This window comes from Rarobacter faecitabidus (genome assembly GCF_006716265.1).
Classification (GTDB): Bacteria; Actinomycetota; Actinomycetes; order Actinomycetales; family Cellulomonadaceae; genus Rarobacter; species Rarobacter faecitabidus.
The window spans coordinates 1349851-1367975 of the sequence record NZ_VFOS01000001.1 but is presented as its reverse complement, the minus strand read 5'-3'; the positions used below and the strand labels follow the sequence as shown (position 1 = coordinate 1367975).

Sequence of the window (18125 nt, the reverse complement as noted above, 5' to 3'; positions counted from 1 at the left end):
TATGGCGCGACCTGCGCCGGCCGCCCCGGCGATGCTTTGACCGACTTGGGCGAGGCGCGGTTTCCGTATCAGCGTGGTGCGCCCCACCCCTTGGCGCCGGCGCCGGTTCGCCTAGCGGGGGTCGCGGATAGCGGCGTAGAACAGCGGCCAGCCCGTGCTGTCGTGGTTGATGGTGAACAGGAAGGGGCGGTCGAACCGGATCTCCCTGACTTGGGGGGCCTCCATAGGGGCACTTCCCGCGAACACACCCAATTCGGTTACCGCTGCGGCTATCGTTCCTGCCTCGTTCACGCGAAGCACCACTTGCTGCGCGGCTTGCTGCACGCACAAGTCGCCGGGGCTCAGCGCAATACCGGAAAGATCCACGTCGGGGTTACCGCACAGGATCGATCCGATGCCGAGGCCGCCAATCGCGCCACCCTGAATCAGATCGATCTTGTCCTTGAAATCAATGGTCGGCAGCCACACGCTCGCTGGTGCAGGCTGAGCCGCCCCCAGTTTCTGCGCCGCCTCGGCAAGAAGCTCAGGGCTCGCCTCGGCCGGGTCGGTGCCCGCTGGGGGAAGCAGAACATCGGCCACCGCGCCGGACGTGTAGGGGAGACGCACCGCTACCCAGCCGTCAGTTAGGTCCGCGTAGGCGAACGGCTCATCGTGGATCGACATCGTAGGAACCGCCACGCTGCCGCCGGTTCCCAGGGTGAATGGCAGATCCACTGTTCCCGCCGATTCGAAAGGCGTGGCCCAGCGGGCGGCGAACAGCACGGCATCCTGAATGACTAGCCGAAGATCCGCATTCGGTTCGATGGCCGACTTGGAGATAAGACCACCCGTGTGGTGCTTCACCCACTCGTCGAGCACTTTCTTGCTTGCCGCCGACGTAAGGTCGGCCCGCTGCACCCCCGTGCCGAAACCATCGGCAAGAGCCCGGAGGAACTCGTCCCTGACCTCGAAGTCGTCGTGGACGACCAACCGATTCGCCAGGTGTATCAGCGCATTCTCGGGCAGTTCGTCGCCAGTGGCATCGCTCGGATCACCGTCGAATTCACCGATCACGGCCCGAAGCGCCGCAAACGCGTCCCGGCGGTCCTCGCCGGTTGCGCCGAGCGCCGCCTCCAAGTCCGACAGGGTTGCGCCTTGTGCGCCCTCGGTCAGCATGGCCAGCGCGGAGGCGAGGCTGGCTGGCGAGACGACAACGTTGTTCTCCCTGTCGGCCCCGCTCAACACTGTGGTTCCAACCGCCCGGGAGGCGTTCACGATATCGCCGAGCGCGCTAGCGTCGGCCGGGGAGACGACCCGCATCGACACGCCCTCGGCGCGCACCATATCCGCATCCGGTCCGCCCCCGCACGCGGCGAGGCCGATCAGCATCGGAATGATTGCGCCCACGGCCAGTGTGCGTATGGCGTTGGACGAGTTCGGCCGAACGTTACGGCGACTACTAGACTGTGGATGCACGCCTCCAACGCTACCCCGCCGGGCGTCTCCGTGCAGGGTGGTGTTCGCTGCCCAACGGCTGGCGAGCTTTCGACGCGATACTGATTGCCTGCTTCGAAAGGATCCCCGTGCTCACCGCCGATGATGTCCGTGCCACACGGTTCAAGAAGGCCAAGCGTGGGTCGCTCTACGACGTAGCGCAGGTCGATGCTTCCTTTGCCGAGGTTATCGCTGCCCTTGAAGCCAGCTGGCAGTCCGGCAATACATCACAGCCGGGCACTAGCTGGTCGTCGGGTACGAGCTGGTCTCCGTAGTCCCCGTGAATCTCGCTGGCGAGGATTGCCCGCCGCGTGAGCAAGTGTCCGCGCGACGCCCGTATCGATGCGCGATATGGCACCCTCGAGGGTCTCTGCGGCACAGCAACGCGATTGAGCATTCCGGTCGAGTAATATGGTCGGTTAGAGACATCGACCCGGCAATCACCGGTGAGTCTCCGGAAGAACGGCCCCCGCGTGCCAGCGCAGTTGACGCTCAGCAGTCCATTGCCTCGTGGCCACGCGGGCGGCCTAGTAGAACCGGACGGGCGGGCCCGTGACAGCCTGGCAATGAGTGGCCGCGAAGAACTCGTCCAAAAAATCCGGACGGAAGAAGACGCGGCAAGCGGGGTGGTACCGCGGGCCACGGGGAGACCCGGGCGCTCGTCCTCGTAGCGTCGTTCGTCAACCGATCGCGCCGACCGCGACACTCAGGACCAGGAGAGACATGGCCTACCCCCGCCACCGCGCCGAGGAATCCGTACCGGCGTCCCCGCGTTTCCCCGCCATCGAGGAGCAGATCCTCGCCTACTGGGAGCAGGACGGCACGTTCGCGCAGTCCATCGCCCAGCGGCCCGCGGGCGAGAACGGCTCCAACGAGTTCGTGTTCTACGACGGCCCGCCGTTCGCGAACGGACTGCCTCACTACGGCCACCTCCTTACCGGCTACGCCAAGGACGTGATCCCGCGCTACCAGACGCTCCGCGGCAAGCGCGTCGAGCGCCGGTTCGGCTGGGACACTCACGGCCTGCCCGCCGAACTCGAGGCCGAGCGCGAACTCGGCATCCAGGGCAAGGCCGACATCGAGCGCGTCGGCATCGACCGCTTCAACGAGGCCTGCCGGTCCTCCGTTCTCAAGTACACCCGCGAATGGCAGGACTACGTCACGCGGCAGGCCCGCTGGGTCGACTTCGACAACGACTACAAGACCCTTGACGTCACCTACATGGAATCGGTGCTCTGGGCCTTCAAGCAGCTCTACGACAAGGGCCTCGCCTACGAGGGCTACCGCGTGCTGCCCTACTGCTGGAACGATCAGACGCCGCTGTCGAACCACGAGCTTCGCATGGACGACGACGTCTACCAGAACCGGCAGGACAACACCGCGACCGTGGGCGTGCGCCTGGACAGCGGCGAACTCGCCCTGATCTGGACCACCACGCCGTGGACGCTCCCGTCCAACCTGGCGATCGCGGTCGGCCCGGAGATCGACTACGTCACAGTCGCCCCGGCGGACGGCCCGCTGGCCGGTGAGCGCGTCATCCTCGCCAAGGCTCTCGTCGGGTCCTACGCCCGCGAGCTGGGGGAGGCGCCGCAGGTCGTCGCCGAATTCGCGGGCAAGGACCTGGCCGGCCGGCGCTACGCGCCGATCTTCGACTACTTTGCCAATCGTGGTGAGGACGAGGCGCCCGGCGCGGCGGCCTTCCACATCCTCGCGGCGGACTTCGTCACCACCGAGGACGGCACAGGGCTTGTCCACCTGGCCCCCGCCTTCGGTGAGGACGACATGGCCGTGTGCCGAGAGGCCGGTATCCGCACCGTGCTGCCGGTGGACGACCGGGCCGTGTTCACCTCTGAGGTTCCCGACTACGCGGGCTTGCAGGTGTTCGACGCCAACAAGCCGATCATCACCGACCTGCGCGACGGCTCCGGGCCGCTGGCACGGCGTCCCGAGACCGACCGCGCCGTGCTGGTGCGCCAGGCCTCGTACGAGCACTCGTACCCGCACTGCTGGCGATGCCGCAAGCCGCTCATCTACAAGGCCGTGACCAGTTGGTTCGTGGCCGTGACCACGTTCCGCGACCGGATGGTCGAGCTCAACCAGCAGATCGACTGGACCCCGGACAACGTCAAGGACGGCCAGTTCGGCAAGTGGCTCGAGAACGCCCGCGACTGGTCGATCTCGCGCAACCGCTACTGGGGTTCGCCGATCCCGGTGTGGGTCTCGGACAACCCCGACTACCCACGCACTGACGTCTACGGCTCGCTCGCCGAGATCGAGGCCGACTTCGGCCGGTTGCCCCGCAATCACGAGGGCGAGGTCGACCTGCACCGACCCTTCATCGACGAACTGACCCGCCCGAACCCGGACGACCCGACCGGCCAGTCCACCATGCGCCGCATCACGGACGTGCTAGACGTCTGGTTCGACTCCGGCTCGATGCCGTTCGCCCAGGTCCACTACCCTTTTCAGAACCGCGAGTGGTTCGAGGACCACTACCCGGGCGACTTCATCGTGGAGTACATCGGGCAGACCCGCGGCTGGTTCTACCTGCTGCACGTGCTCGCCACGGCGCTGTTCGACCGCCCCGCCTTCCGCTCGTGCGTCTCGCACGGGATCGTGCTCGGGAACGACGGCCGCAAGATGAGCAAGTCGCTGCGCAACTATCCCGACGTGCGCGAGGTGTTCGACCGCGACGGCGCCGATTCGATGCGCTGGTTCCTCATGTCGAGTTCCATCCTGCGCGGAGGGAACCTCATCGTCACGGAGGAGGGCATCCGCGAGGCAACTCGCCAGGTGCTGCTTCCCCTGTGGTCCACGTATTACTTCTTCACCCTCTACGCGAACGCGGCAGGCGGGCAAAACAAGCGCGTAACTGACCCGATCGAATACCGCAATGCGGCGAACTCGACTGGCGACGGCGCCGGATATCAGGCGAAGCGCCTGGACGCGGCGGAGGTCGCCAGCCTGCCCGCGATCGACCGCTACCTCCTGGCACGCACCCGCACCCTCGTGGAGCAGGTACAGGCCAGCCTGGACGAGTTCGACGTTCCCGCCGCCTGCGAGGCAGCGCGCGACTTCGTAGACGTCCTGACCAACTGGTACGTCCGCACGCAGCGCACGCGCTTCTGGGACGAGGACACCGCCGCATTCGACGTGCTCTTCACCGTGCTGGAGACATTGACTCGCGTCATCTCCCCGCTCGCACCGCTGATCACCGAGGAGGTGTGGCGCGGCCTGACCGGCGAGCGCAGCGTCCACCTCACGGACTGGCCGGACCTCGACGGCGAGTTGGGTGGCATCCTGGTGGGTGACGATGAACTCGTCCGCGTCATGGACGAGGTTCGCGCGATCACCTCGTCCACGCTCTCCCTGCGCAAGGCGCACGGGCTGCGCGTGCGCCAACCACTGGCCGCGCTCGCCGTGTGCGTCGACGATGCGGACCGCCTTGAGCCCTATGTCGCGCTGCTGCGTACGGAGCTCAACGTGAAGGACATCGTCCTGACGGAGCACACCGCGGAAGCCGAACGGGAGTACGGCATCTCGCAGCGCCTCACGGTCAATGCGCGCGCCGCCGGGCCGCGCCTGGGCCGCGGCGTGCAGGCCGTGATCAAGGAATCGAAGTCCGGTAACTGGCACCTCGATGAGGCCGGTGCGGTCGTGATCGACACCGAGGGCGGGCCAGTGCCGCTTGAGGCACCCGAGTATCAACTCGAGACGGTGGTCGAGTTCGGCGACGGCGATGGCGAGCAGACGCGCGCCGCGGCCGTGCTGCCGGCCGGCGGATTCCTGGTGCTCGATATCGAGTTGACCGACGTTCTGCGCGCCGAGGGCTTCGCCCGAGACGTCATCCGCGAGGTGCAGGAGGCGCGCAAGAACGCCGGCCTCGATGTGGCCGATCGCATTGTTCTCACGCTCGAGGTTCCTCGTGACCAGGCCGACGCCGTGCACACCCACAAGGACCTGATCGCGGCCGAGACCCTCGCGACGGCCATCGATGTCATGCCGGTCGACGGCGACGCGATTGCCGCAGGCGTGGTCAAGGCGGGCTCGTGAGCCAGCCAATGGAGCCGCACGTGCGCGAACGCCTGGCGGAGGTCTATGCCGCGATTCTCTCGCGCGCACCGGAACACGACATCGACCCGACGCTGGATCGCGTCCGGGACGTCCTCGATCTGCTCGGCAACCCGCACCTGGCGTACAAGGCCATTCACATCACGGGCACGAACGGCAAGACATCGACCGCTCGCATGGCGGAGGCGCTCATCCGGGCGCACGGCCTGCGCACGGGACGTTTCACGTCGCCTCATCTGTCGAGCGTCACGGAGCGCATCGCCATCGACGGCGAGCCGATCAGCCCCGAGCGGTTCATCGATACCTATGACGACGTGATCCCGTACGTCGAGATGATCGACGGCCGATCGCAGGAGAACGGCGGGCCACGGCTCAGCTTCTTCGAGGTCCTCACGGTGATGGCCTACGCCGCGTTTGCCGATGCGCCCGTGGACGTAGCAATCGTTGAGGTCGGGCTCGGGGGGCGCTGGGACTCAACTAACGTGATCGAGGCGGAGGTGGCGGTGCTGACCCCCATCGCCATCGACCACACGCGCTGGCTCGGCTCCACGATCGACGAGATCGCGTTCGAGAAGTCGGGAATCATCCACGCCGGAGCGACGGTCGTGAGCGCGCGACAGCCGGAGGCTGCGGCCGCGCTGATCGCCGATCGCGCTTCCGAGGTCGGCGCCGTGGTTGTCCGCGAGGGTGCGGACCTTCGCGTGCTCGACCGGAAGGTCGCCGTCGGTGGCCAGATGGTCACGCTGCAGACGCCAGCCGCCACCTACGAGGATCTGCTGATCCCGCTGCACGGCGAGTATCAGGCGCACAACGCGCTACTCGCTTTGACCGCGGCAGAAGCCCTGCTCGGCGGAGGCCGCTCGCTCACGGGCGACGTGGTCCAAGAGGGGTTCGCAGAGGTCACCTCGCCGGGGCGCCTAGAGGTCGTGTCCACGTCCCCGACCGTCATCGTGGATGCCGCGCACAACCCCGCCGGAGGCGAAGCCCTAGTGGCCGCGCTGGCCGAGGCCTTCGCCCTGCAACGCGTCGTGGCGGTCGTTGCCATGATGGCCGACAAGGATGCGGAGAGCTTCCTGTCGGTCCTCGAACCCGAGATCGAGGCCGTCGTCGTCACGACGATGCCCACCGAGCGTGCCTACGAGGTCGATGACCTCGCAGAGATCGCCCTCGACGTGTTCGGCGAGGACCGCGTCTACCGGGCCGAGAACCTGCCCGACGCCATCGAGGCGGCCGCCGCGCTCGCGGAGTCGGGTTCGGACGAGTCCTCTCCGCTTACCACCGGGGTCGTCGTGACGGGCTCGGTCGTGCTCGCGGCGCACGGCCGCACGTTGTTCGGTCGCGACGAGCCGAAGGAGACCGCGCCGTGAGCGAGAACAGGCCGAAGAACCCGGTGCCACGCCCGGGCGACCGGATCAGGGCGAAGCGCAGCGCGAAAATGCAGTTCGCCCAGGCCACGCTCATTCTCGAGGCGTTCGTCATCCTGTTCGCGACACTCGTCGTCAACACCCTGCGCAGCGTTCCGAGCGTCTGGCAGGGCGATCCGCCCACGGCCGCGCGCGTGTGGATCGCGGGCGGCGCGCTGGTGCTGATACTGATCCTCATCTCGCGCTACGCGGGGACGTCGACGGGGGATATCGCCGGTTCGGCAGTGCAGGTTCCGATCCTGCTCAGCGCGCTTGTCGTGCCGATGATGGTCGTGCTCGGCATCGTTTTCACGGTCATCTGGATACTCTCGCTGTGGGTGGGCGGCAGGATCGATCGAGAACGAGCGGCCTACGACGCGGCCAACCCGGATACGGCCCCGAACGTCTGACTGGCCCGATGCCCATGCCGGTCAGGGCCGCGTTGATGTGCTCGGCGGGCACGTTTTCCTTCCCCAAAAGGTTCTCGGGTGGCCCGCGCCACGATGAGGCCCTCGATTGGCGGACTCGGGCACCCGCACGCCTATTAGGCTTATCACCATGACTGTCACAACTGAACGCACGCTCATTCTCGTCAAGCCCGACGGCGTCGCGCGAGGCCTCGCTGGTGAGGTCCTGCGCCGTATTGAGGCGAAGGGTTACGTCCTTGAGGCCGTCGAACTGCGTCGCGCACCGCGAGACCTGCTCGAACTGCACTACGCGGAGCACGCTAACCGTCCCTTCTTCGCGCCGCTCGTCGACTTCATGAGTTCCGGCCCGGTGCTCGCCGTTGTCGCCAGCGGCGAGCGCGTCATCGAGGGATTCCGGTCGCTCGCGGGGACGACCGACCCGACCACGGCGGCTCCGGGGACGATCCGGGGCGACCTCGGACGCACGTGGGATGCCCCGGTGCAGCAGAACATCGTTCACGGTTCGGATTCGGTCGAATCGGCCGAGCGTGAGATCTCCATCTGGTTCCCCTTCCTGGTTCGCTGACCGCGAACTGGGGTTTCGAAGCCGAAACTGGGGTAGATGGCGCTATTGGGCAGCGCCTTTCTCGCGCCAAGATGGATGGACGAGCCGCGCGAGCGGCTCGTCCTGGATAGGGCGGAGAGGTCAGTATGCGGAAGGTCATCGGAGCGGTCATTGCCGGACTGCTCGCCACAGTGACCCTCGTCGGCCCCGGGGCCGCTGGGGCGAACGCCAAATTGAAGGAATGCGACAGAACGGGCAAGGTGACGGCGGGCAAGATCGCCCGGTTCGGCCAGGACGTCACCGAATACGCGCAGGTCGCCGAACTGGCCAAGCAGTTCTACACCAAGGGCGAGACGTTCAAGAAGTCCAAGACCAAGTCGGGCTTCTACGTGGAGACGTACGTGGCGGTGAAGAAATCCAGGGTCAAGATCGGCGGAAACACCTACACGCTACCTAAGAAGACGGTCTTCTTCGTGGAGTGCTACGGGCAGTCGAAGGCGGGTCCGTTGTACTCGTCCCTCAAGCCGATTGCCGTCTTCGCCAAGAAACTCACGATATCGGTACAGACGACCGCCAAGAACCCGGGTGGGGTCGTTACCCGGTACGCACTTATCAACCCCATTGGCAAGAAGTCGCAGACCTACAAGGTCACCGTTTCCGAGACCGAGACTCGCTTCTCGTCGACCGAAAAGCTGAACGTCACCCCATACGTTGGCAAGAACGCGGGTAAGTGCTTCTACCCCCGAGCGGGATACGTGAACAGCAAGGGCAAGTCGGCGACCACGAAGAAGTAAGCGCCATTCGGCTCGATATCGTCCACATCCCGCGGCGTCCCGGTTAGTCTTTTGGGGTGTACCTCAAGACGCTGACCCTGCGCGGCTTCAAGTCGTTCGCGTCAGCGACGACCCTGCAACTCGAGCCCGGCGTCACCTGCGTCGTCGGCCCAAACGGTTCGGGAAAGTCGAACGTCGTCGACGCTCTCGCGTGGGTGATGGGGGAGCAGGGGGCTAAGACTCTACGAGGCGGCAAGATGGAGGACGTCATCTTCGCCGGAACATCGGGCCGAGCCCCGCTCGGCCGCGCTGAGGTGTCACTCACGATCGACAACGCCGACGGGGCGCTGCCGATCGACTACGCCGAGGTCACCATCTCGCGCACGCTGTTCCGCAGTGGCGGCTCCGAATACGCGATCAATGGATCGCCGTGCCGGCTCCTGGACGTGCAGGAACTCCTCTCCGACACTGGCATGGGCCGCCAGATGCACGTCATCGTCGGGCAGGGCCAGCTCGATGCGGTGCTACGCGCGACCCCGGAGGAACGCCGCGGGTTCATCGAGGAGGCATCGGGCGTCCTCAAGCACCGGCGTCGCAAGGAGAAGGCGCTGCGCAAGCTCGAAGGGATGGCGACAAATCTCACCCGCCTCCAGGACCTCACGGCGGAGATCCGGCGACAACTCGGTCCGCTCGCCAAGCAGGCGCAGGTCGCTCGGCGAGCTTCGGTGATCCAGGCCGAGGTGCGCGACGCCAGCGCCCGCCTGCTTGCGGACGATCTGGCGCAGGCCATCGCTCGACACGAGCAGGAGGCCGCGGACCTCAGCCAGATCGAGGCGAAGCAGGCGGAACTCGAAACTGAGATCAAACGGGCCGACGCGCAGGTGGCCTTCGCGCAGCATCGGATCGCCGACGCCAGCCCGGCCGCGGATCGGGCGGCGGAGACCTGGTACCGGTTGTCATCACTGCGAGAACGCTTGCGCTCGCTGCGCGCGTTGGCTACCCAGCGCGTCCAATTGCTCAGCGAGGTGCGGACTGCCCAGTTCGGCGCCGACCCGGAGGAACTACTCGCCCAGGCCGAGCGGACGCGCGTCGCCGAGGCCGAGTTGGCAGCCGAGGTGGAGGCGGCGGCGACATCGCTCGCCGCGATGACCCAGGCAAGGGAGATCGCGGAGGCGAAGGCGCGTGAGAGCGCCGATGAGGCACGCGAGCTACAGCGGGCAATCGCTGACCGTCGGGAGGGCATGGCGCGCCTCGCCGGTCGGGTCGAGACCAGCCGTGGCAAGCTCGAGGCGAGTGAACTGGAGATCGCCCGCTTGGATGCGGAGATCGCCCGGCTCACCGCGGAAGTCGCGGAGGCGGAGCGCAGTTACCGCTCCATCGAGATGGAGGTCGCGGACGTCGAGGCGGGCGAGATCGACCTGGATGCGGCATTCGAGGCGGCGCGCGATCGCCTCGAGCAAGTGCAGTCTTCGAGCAGGGATCTCGCCGACTCGATCCAGCGTGCGAGCGGCGAGATCGCCACTCGCAGCGCCCGGCTAGAGGCCCTGGACCTCGCGCTCACCAGGAAGGACGGTGTCGGCGCCCTCCTTGCCGATCAACCGGCCAACGTGCAGGGATCACTGGCCGCGGCCATCGTGGTGGAGCACGGGTTCGAGGAGGCGATCGACGCTGCGCTTGGGCCCTACGCCAACGCTGTCGTGGTGGCGGACGACGAGTCGGCAACCGCGGCGTTGCACTGGCTTCACGAGAACGATGCTGGACGCGCCGCGATAGTCATCTGCGCAGTGGGAGACGAGTCCGTCGTCGTGCCAGCCGCGACGGGCGACGGCGTGCGTCGTGCGCTCGATGTCATCTCAACCTCGGCCGCGATCACGCCGGCACTCACGGCACTGCTGGGAGACGTGATCGTCGCCCCCGATCTCGCCACGGCCCGCGCGCTGCGAGGCCGGTTCCCGCAACTGCGGGTGGCGACGACGGCGGGCGACCTGCTAGGACCAGCGCACGGCTGGGGCGGGTCGAGTTCCTCGCCGTCGGTCCTGCAACTTCAGGCAGACTACGACGACACGGCGCGCGACCTTGAGACGGTGCGCGCCACCCTGGCCGAACTCACGCGGCGGGAGTCGGATGTGCAGTCGGAGGTGGCATCGGCGCAGGCGGAACACGATGCGGCGCTCATGCGGCTGCACGATTCGGACGCCAAGATTTCTGCGGTCGCAGCCAAACTCGCGCGCATCGGCGAGGAGATGCGCCGAGCGCAGGCGAACATCGAGCGGCTGACCGCCAGCCGCGCCGAACGTGAATCGGGTATGGAGACCATGCGGGCCGACCTCGCCGAGGCGGTTCAGCGATACGATGCCGCCCAGCAGGATCCGGCGGAATCGCAAGGGCGCGTCGAAGAACTCGTCCAGGAACTGAGCGCATTCGAGGAAACCGCAAAGCGTGCCCGGGGCGCAGAAACCGACGCCAAACTCGTGCTGCGTACCGCCCAGGAGCGGGCGCGAGCGCTGGCAGGCAAAGCGGAGGCGCTTACGCGCACCGCCGATCAGGAGCGCCAGCGCAGGCGCGAGGCCGCGCAGGCCGAGGAAAATCGCAAGCAGGGCATCGAACGCGCAGCGGATGTCGTGACGGGAATCGATACGGCGCTCACCCGGCTGGAGGCATCGCTGCAGCAGGCGGCGGCCCATCGAGATGAGACGAACGCCCAGCGCCGCGAACTCGAACGCGAGGCCACGCGAGCGCGGGACAAGAGGGAAGAGCTTCGAGCGGAGGCAGCGAAACTTCTCGATGCTGCGCACCGCGAGGCACTCGCACAGGCTCAGCACGAGGCCAGGCTCGAACAGGTCCGCCAGCGCGCCGCCGACGAGCTGGGCATCGATCCAGACGTTCTCGTGGAGGAGTACGGCCCCCACCAGGGGGTCCCCGTCGTCGACGAGCCCGACGAGTCGGACGAGGACGGCGGCGAGCCCGAGCCGCGGCTGATTCCCTACGTGCGCGCGGAGCAGGAGAAGCGGCTGCGCGCCGCCCAACGTGCCATGTCCCTGCTCGGCAAGATCAACCCGCTCGCGATGGAGGAGCACGCTGCGCTCGAGGAACGCCACCGATTCCTCACGGAGCAGTTGGCCGACATCAAGCGATCGCGCCAGGACCTGCTGCACATCGTCCATGAGGTGGACGAGCGCGTCGAGAAGGTCTTCGCCGAGGCTTTCGCCGACACGGAGCAGCAGTTCGAGCGGGTTTTTGCCCGACTCTTCCCGGGTGGTGAGGGGCGGCTCGTCCTGACCGACCCCGCCGACATGCTGAACACGGGCGTGGAGGTGGAGGCGCGTCCAGCGGGCAAGAAGGTCAAACGACTGTCGCTGCTCTCCGGCGGCGAACGCTCGCTCGCGGCCGTCGCCATGTTGGTCGCGATCTTCAAGGCCAGGCCAAGCCCGTTCTACGTGATGGACGAGGTCGAGGCGGCGCTCGATGACGTCAATCTGGGGCGGCTCCTGGAGATATTCAAGGAACTTCAGACCGACTCGCAACTCATCGTCATCACGCACCAGAAGCGCACGATGGAGATCGCCGACGCCCTTTACGGCGTGACCATGCGCGGCGACGGCGTGACGACCGTCATCTCCCAGCGCCTGACGGCCGACGCCTGACGGCCGACGCTAGTCGACCTCCCCGAGCCCGCCCTCGAGAAAACACCGGATAGGGCCATCGAGCACCCGATATAGGGCGCACTCAGCAGCCACAACCGGTGTTCCCTCGTCTCGCGGATCCTGACGGCTACGGCAGGCGAGCCGGGCTCCGCGTGGCAGACTAGGGCGCGTGAATGATCTGTTCTCCCCAGCCGTGATAGTTGCCGCAGTCCTGGTGGTCGTGGCCATCGTCGCCTCCATCGTGCTCATCTCCCGAAAACGACCGGGCAAGCCCTTCGAGCCGCCGTCGGAGCCGTCGGAGACTCCCGTCCATGAACCCGCGGGCATCGACCAGTTCGGTGGCCAGGCGGAGGCGCCGGCCGGTTCCTCGGCTGAGGACGAGTCCTCCGCCGTCGCCGTGCTGGAACGTCCCGAGCCGGTGCTCGGCCGGTTCGGGCGGCTTAAGGCACGGCTCGCGCGGTCCGGCTCGCCGCTCGGCGTCAAACTGCTCGCCGTGCTCTCGCGCGATTCGCTGAGCGAGGACGACTGGGACGAACTGGAAGAGACGCTCCTACTAGCGGACATCGGTGCCGGTCCGGCGATCGAACTCGTGGAAGATCTGCGCAATGAGGTGCGCGTGCGCGCCCTGGCGGAACCCGCGCAGGTGCGCGCCCTGCTGCGTAGCAAGCTAGTCGATCTGGTCGATCCGACGCTCGAGCGCACCCTGAACCTGTCCAAGCACATCACCGAGGACGGCGCTGAGAAGCCAGCCGTCGTCCTGGTGGTCGGCGTCAACGGAGCCGGGAAGACCACGACCGTCGGCAAGCTGACGCGAGTCCTGGTCGCCGAGGAAAAGAAAGTCCTGCTCGGTGCCGCCGACACGTTCCGCGCCGCCGCTGCCGACCAGCTCACCACGTGGGGCAACCGGGTCGGCGTGGAGACCGTGCGATCCGACCGCGACGGCGCCGATCCGGCTTCGGTGGCGTTCGACGCCGTTAAGCGCGGATCGGCCGAGGGCGTGGACGTGGTGCTCGTCGATACTGCCGGCCGACTTCAGAACAAAACGGGCCTGATGGACGAACTGGGCAAGGTGTCGCGTGTCATCGAGAAGGAGGCGCCGCTGAGCGAGGTACTTCTGGTGCTCGACGCGACTACCGGCCAGAACGGATTGGCCCAGGCGCGAGTGTTCACGGAGGTGGCCGGTGTGACGGGCATCGTCCTCACAAAGCTCGACGGCACCGCCAAGGGCGGGATCGTCGTCGCCGTGCAGCGGGAACTCGGCCTCCCGGTCAAACTCGTGGGACTGGGCGAAGGGTCGGACGACCTCGCGCCGTTCGATCCTGAGCAATTCGTCGACGGGCTACTCGGGGAGGCCTGATCGTGCTGCCTCGAGTGGGCGCCGCGGTGGCGATGGCGGCGGCTTGCCTCGTCTGTACCGCGTGCGGGCCGCACTCCGGTGAAAACGACGAAGCGAACGCGGTTAGGTCGGATACCGTCGAGGCGTCGGTCCTTGGCAGTCGGTGCGAGGACCCCATCGAGTGGCGAGGTGCCGAGCCGGGCTGGTGGAGGGGCCTGCGAAACGGTGACGCCCCCACCGGCACAGTCACCCTCTGCGCCTCGACGTCCGTCCTCAAGGACGACGACCCGGACTTCGACTACTACTCGGTCACTATTTCGTCGACATGGGAAACGAACAAGGCCAACGATACGGAGGCGCCGGCCACACAGTCCGTGTCCTCATCACTTCCCGCACTGGACGGCGTGTACTCGGCGACTCCCACCTTCACCTCGCTGAGTGGGTGTGATTCCGTCTCTCGAATTCCCACGGGTGCCGGGTGGCCGTCTGCCATCGTGCGTGCCTGCAGCGGCGCGACCCTTGAGTCCATCGCCAGCGATGAGGCTGGCGCGACCTGGGAGACGGCGCGAGTGCAGGACGTTCCGAAGTTTGTCTCCATTTTCAGCCAAAAGCTCGAATCCGGTGTCGTTCCTCGGTTCACGGCATCGTTCCGTATTCCAACGTATGTAGATGGCGAACCGCGCTGGATCGAAAAGAACCTCCAGTTCTGAGCGATCCAGCCCACGCGGGACGCGCCGCGTAACACAGCATTTACATACAGACGCGTCGCGATACAGAAACGAAATATTCGCGCACGATGGGTGAAATCCCCATGCGTCAGGGTTGATCTTGAGGTTAGTCGAACGGCTGACCAAAGATGATGACCGGCCTGGCGCTGGTGGTTCAGAGAGGCGACCCATTCATGGATGAGTTTGTGTTGGATAGCGGTAACACCGCGTGGCTGATCGCATCAGCCTCGCTCGTGTTGCTGATGACGCCGGGACTGGCGTTCTTTTACGGCGGCATGGCGCGCTCAAAGTCGGTGCTGAACATCATGATGATGTCCTTCGGTGCGATGGGCGTCGTGGGCGTCATCTACGTTCTGTGGGGATACTCCATGAGCTTCGCAGACGGAAACCCGATATTCGGTAACCCCTTCACGTGGTTCGGACTGTCGGATCTGACGGATGCAGATGCGCTGCTCGGCGGAAGCGGTGTCCCGGCACTGGTAGGCGTGGGTTTCCAGGCGACGTTCGCGATCATCACGGTCGCACTCATCAGCGGCTCGATCCCCGACCGCGTCAAGTTCGGCTCCTGGATGACCTTCGTTGCGCTCTGGGTCACGCTGTCCTACTTCCCGCTGGCCCACATGGTCTGGGGCGGAGGCTGGCTGGCTGGCGAGGGCATCACCAAGAGCCTGTCCACCCCGCTCGACTTCGCTGGTGGAACCGTCGTCCACATCAACGCCGGCATCGCCGGCCTCGTGCTCGCCCTCATCATCGGCAAGCGCAAGGGCTTCGGCAAGGAGCCGATGCGACCGCACAACCTGCCGTTCGTCATGCTCGGCGCAGCACTCCTGTGGTTCGGCTGGTTCGGATTCAACGCTGGTTCCGCTGGTGCTGCTGATGCACTCGCCGGTCAGGCCTGGGTCACCACGACTACCGCCACGGCAGCCGCGATGCTCGGCTGGCTTATCACGGAGAAGTTCCGCGACGGACACGCCACCTCGCTCGGTGCCGCATCCGGTATCGTCGCCGGTCTCGTCGCCATCACTCCGGCGGCAGGGTTCGTTTCGCCGGTCGGATCGATCTTCATCGGCATGATCGCAGGCGTCCTGTCCGCACTCGCCGTCGGCCTGAAGTTCAAGTTCGGCTACGACGACTCGTTCGACGTCGTCGGCGTCCACCTCGTCTCTGGCCTCTGGGGAACCGTCTCCATCGGACTCTTCGCCACCGCGGATGACCTGTGGGACGGCTCGAAGGCCGGACTGTTCTACGGCGGCGGCTTGACGCAGATCGCTACGCAGACGATCGTGGCTGTAGTGGCCGTACTGTTCGCCGGTATCATCACCGCGATCATCGCCTACGCCATCAAGGCGACCATCGGATGGCGCGTGAGCGAAGAAGTTGAGGTCGCCGGAATCGACCTCGCTGTGCACGGAGAATCGGCCTACGAGACGGTCTCGGCGGGTCGCGTTGTTACGGAGGTGAAGTGATGAAGCTTGTGACTGGGGTTATCCAGCCGCACCGGCTCGACGACGTGAAGTCCGCACTTGAGGCGGCAGGCGTGCGAGGCATGACGGTATCGGAGGCCAGCGGCTACGGTCGGCAGAAGGGCCACACCGAGGTCTACCGTGGTGCTGAGTACACCGTCGACCTCGTCCCGAAGGTTCGTATCGAGGTGCTGGTGGACGACGAGGACTCGTCCGCTGTCACCGAGGTCATCGTGAAGGCCGCTCAGACCGGCAAGATCGGTGACGGAAAGGTGTGGACGGTGACGGTGGACGATGTCGCCCGGGTCCGCACGGGTGAGCACGGCGCACAGGCGCTGTGATCAGCCCGACACCTTGAAGTTCGACCTCACAAAACAACATCGCTGACGCAGGGAATCGAAGGAGGGCCAAGATGGATCACTCCGGAACCCAGCACAGCGAGGTACCGAAGGCCCCGCACACTGATGGCGTGCGGGGCCTTCGGGCTGCGATGCTCGAGGTCGGGGCGCGGTACTCGGGGCCGGACGCGCTTCCGGCGGCCGACGGCATGACGCTCGGCCAGACCCGGCGCCACGTACTGGTCGAAACGATCGCTACCCGACTCAAGGTCCTGTGGGATGAGGCGATCGACGGCTCGGCGGAAGGCGTTGCCCTCGCCGCGGTGGGGTCGCTCGGACGTGGCGACATGGGCCCGGTGTCCGACCTCGACCTCGTCCTCGTCCACGAGGGACGAGGACACAGCTCAACCGATCTGTCGACGCTCGCCGAGAAGCTCTGGTACCCACTGTGGGACGAGGGAATCGACCTCGACCACTCCGTGCGGACGCTTGCCCAATGCCGCCAGGTGGCAGCGAAGGATGTTCCCGCGGCCGTGGGGATGCTCGACATGCGAGCGCTCGCGGGTGACACCGTGATCGTGCATCGCGCCAGCTCAGTCGTCCTGAGCGACTGGCGATCGGCGGCCCGCCGCCGGCTACCCGAGTTGCTGTCCTCGATCAAGACGCGCGCCGAGCGGTTCGGCGAACTCGCCTACCTCATCGAGCCCGACCTCAAAGAGGCGCGTGGCGGCATGCGCGATGCCGTGGTGCTCGACGCGCTCGCCGCCACCTGGCTCACCGATCGCCCGCACGGGGCGGTGGACGAGGCGCGAGAGGTTCTCCTGGACGCCCGCGATATGCTGCACCTCGTCAGCAAGCGCCACACCAACAAGCTACTCCTGGCCGATCTGGACGAGGTCGCTGAACTCAGCGGCTATCCGGACTCCGACGACTACCTCTCGGTGCTCGCCGAGGCGGGTCGCGAGGTGAGTTACGCGCTCGACTCCACCATCCGCCGCGCTCGCCAGGCATTGCAACGGCCATCGCTCGCCGCGCGCCCCTTCATCATCCGTGGCCGGCGCACGGCGCCGCGGCTACGTGCGGTCGCAGACGGACTGGTCGAGCACGACGGCGAACTCGTCCTGGCCGTGGATGCCAAGCCCGCCAACGATCCGCTGCTACCTTTGCGGGCGGCCGCCACCGCGGTACGTACCTCCCTCGCGCTGTCACCGGTATCGGTCGCGAGCCTCGCCAAGTGCCCGCCCCTGCCCGAACCGTGGCCGAAGACGGCCCGCACCATGCTGCTGTCCCTGCTCGCCAGCGGTCCGGCGCAGATTCCCGTCTGGGAGGCGCTGGACCTCGCGGGCGTCGTGACTTCCTGGATCCCCGAGTGGCAGGGCGTGCGCAACCGGCCGCAGCGCGTGGCGGCGCACCGGCACACCGTGGACCGGCACATCGTCGAGGTCATCTCGAGATGCCGCCCCACGCCGGACATGCCGCGCCCCGAGATCCTCTATCTCGCCGCGCTCCTGCACGACATTGGCAAGCGAGCCGGTGCCGACGACCACTCAATCACGGGGGCCGAGCTCGTCCCCGGGATCCTGCAGCGCATGGGCTTCGACGACCAGACCATCTCGGATGTGACGCTGCTGGTCCGCCACCACCTGTCGCTGTCGAAACTGGCGCTAAACAACGATCCGGAGGACCCTCGGACCGTCCGCGAGCTCATCGACCTGGTCGGCGGGCGCGAGGACCTGCTCGGCGTGCTGCGAGCCCTAACCGAGGCTGACTCGTCCTCGCTCGGAAAGCAGGGCTGGACGGCGTGGCGCGCCACGCTCGTGAACGGGCTCGTGGAGCGTGCGATCAGCGCACTGAGGGCCGGAACCGGTACCCTGTAACGAGATTTGTGTACGCCGATCCGCTGGCGCGCACTCGATGCCAGTAG

The 18125-nt window shown here is 66.7% G+C and carries 13 protein-coding genes; 12 read left to right on the top strand and 1 reads right to left on the bottom strand.

Annotated features, from left to right (window positions below):
* Positions 1 to 111 precede the first annotated feature (111 nt).
* Entirely contained in the window at positions 112 to 1386 is a 1275-nt protein-coding gene (locus tag FB461_RS06035; RefSeq protein WP_211349843.1) for a serpin family protein, read from the bottom strand.
* Between the two features lie 176 nt (positions 1387 to 1562).
* Here FB461_RS06035 and FB461_RS11980 point away from each other — a divergent pair, with 176 nt between their 5' ends.
* The 12 genes from FB461_RS11980 to FB461_RS05975 all read left to right on the top strand — a co-directional run bounded on the left by FB461_RS11980 (position 1563) and on the right by FB461_RS05975 (position 18078).
* Positions 1563 to 1748: a DivIVA domain-containing protein gene (locus tag FB461_RS11980; protein ID WP_170222630.1), complete on the top strand. Its 186-nt coding sequence runs from the start codon at positions 1563 to 1565 to the stop codon at positions 1746 to 1748.
* Between the two features lie 448 nt (positions 1749 to 2196).
* Positions 2197 to 5526 carry an isoleucine--tRNA ligase gene (gene ileS, locus FB461_RS06025; protein WP_142119863.1) on the top strand — a complete coding sequence of 1110 codons (3330 nt, stop codon included), beginning with the start codon at positions 2197 to 2199 and terminating at the stop codon, positions 5524 to 5526.
* The gene (locus tag FB461_RS06020) at positions 5523 to 6911 is read left to right on the top strand and encodes a bifunctional folylpolyglutamate synthase/dihydrofolate synthase (protein WP_425466885.1); all 1389 of its coding nucleotides are present in this window, start codon (positions 5523 to 5525) and stop codon (positions 6909 to 6911) included. The genes ileS and FB461_RS06020 overlap by 4 nt, the downstream gene beginning before the upstream one ends.
* Positions 6908 to 7357 carry a DUF4233 domain-containing protein gene (locus FB461_RS06015; RefSeq protein WP_246046040.1) on the top strand — a complete coding sequence of 150 codons (450 nt, stop codon included), beginning with the start codon at positions 6908 to 6910 and terminating at the stop codon, positions 7355 to 7357. The genes FB461_RS06020 and FB461_RS06015 overlap by 4 nt, the downstream gene beginning before the upstream one ends.
* 148 nt (positions 7358 to 7505) lie before the next feature.
* The gene (gene ndk, locus FB461_RS06010; RefSeq protein WP_142119861.1) at positions 7506 to 7940 is read left to right on the top strand and encodes a nucleoside-diphosphate kinase; all 435 of its coding nucleotides are present in this window, start codon (positions 7506 to 7508) and stop codon (positions 7938 to 7940) included.
* A 125-nt stretch (positions 7941 to 8065) separates the two neighbouring features.
* A complete protein-coding gene (locus FB461_RS06005; protein WP_142119859.1) occupies positions 8066 to 8713 on the top strand; it encodes a hypothetical protein in 648 nt (215 codons plus the stop codon).
* A gap of 56 nt (positions 8714 to 8769) precedes the next feature.
* The gene (gene smc, locus FB461_RS06000; protein ID WP_211349842.1) at positions 8770 to 12336 is read left to right on the top strand and encodes a chromosome segregation protein SMC; all 3567 of its coding nucleotides are present in this window, start codon (positions 8770 to 8772) and stop codon (positions 12334 to 12336) included.
* Between the two features lie 169 nt (positions 12337 to 12505).
* Positions 12506 to 13693, top strand: coding sequence for a signal recognition particle-docking protein FtsY (ftsY, locus tag FB461_RS05995; RefSeq protein WP_142119857.1), 1188 nt, complete (start codon positions 12506 to 12508; stop codon positions 13691 to 13693).
* Between the two features lie 2 nt (positions 13694 to 13695).
* Entirely contained in the window at positions 13696 to 14382 is a 687-nt protein-coding gene (locus tag FB461_RS05990; protein WP_142119855.1) for a hypothetical protein, read from the top strand.
* A gap of 191 nt (positions 14383 to 14573) precedes the next feature.
* Positions 14574 to 15866 carry an ammonium transporter gene (locus FB461_RS05985; RefSeq protein ID WP_142119853.1) on the top strand — a complete coding sequence of 431 codons (1293 nt, stop codon included), beginning with the start codon at positions 14574 to 14576 and terminating at the stop codon, positions 15864 to 15866.
* Positions 15866 to 16204, top strand: a complete 339-nt coding sequence (locus FB461_RS05980; protein ID WP_142119851.1) for a P-II family nitrogen regulator — start codon at positions 15866 to 15868, stop codon at positions 16202 to 16204. The genes FB461_RS05985 and FB461_RS05980 overlap by 1 nt, the downstream gene beginning before the upstream one ends.
* 71 nt (positions 16205 to 16275) lie before the next feature.
* Positions 16276 to 18078 (top strand): [protein-PII] uridylyltransferase family protein, encoded by a 1803-nt coding sequence (locus tag FB461_RS05975; RefSeq protein WP_142119849.1) that lies wholly within the window; start codon positions 16276 to 16278, stop codon positions 18076 to 18078.
* Positions 18079 to 18125: the final 47 nt, after the last annotated feature.

What these genes read in the sequence shown, in the direction of transcription:
- FB461_RS05975 (WP_142119849.1), top strand. Translation starts at nt 16,276, where the DNA reads ATGGATCACTCCGGAACCCAGCACAGCGAGGTACCGAAGGCCCCGCAC.
- FB461_RS05980 (WP_142119851.1), top strand. Translation starts at nt 15,866, where the DNA reads ATGAAGCTTGTGACTGGGGTTATCCAGCCGCACCGGCTCGACGACGTG.
- ndk (WP_142119861.1), top strand. Translation starts at nt 7,506, where the DNA reads ATGACTGTCACAACTGAACGCACGCTCATTCTCGTCAAGCCCGACGGC.
- ileS (WP_142119863.1), top strand. Translation starts at nt 2,197, where the DNA reads ATGGCCTACCCCCGCCACCGCGCCGAGGAATCCGTACCGGCGTCCCCG.
- FB461_RS05985 (WP_142119853.1), top strand. Translation starts at nt 14,574, where the DNA reads ATGGATGAGTTTGTGTTGGATAGCGGTAACACCGCGTGGCTGATCGCA.
- FB461_RS06005 (WP_142119859.1), top strand. Translation starts at nt 8,066, where the DNA reads ATGCGGAAGGTCATCGGAGCGGTCATTGCCGGACTGCTCGCCACAGTG.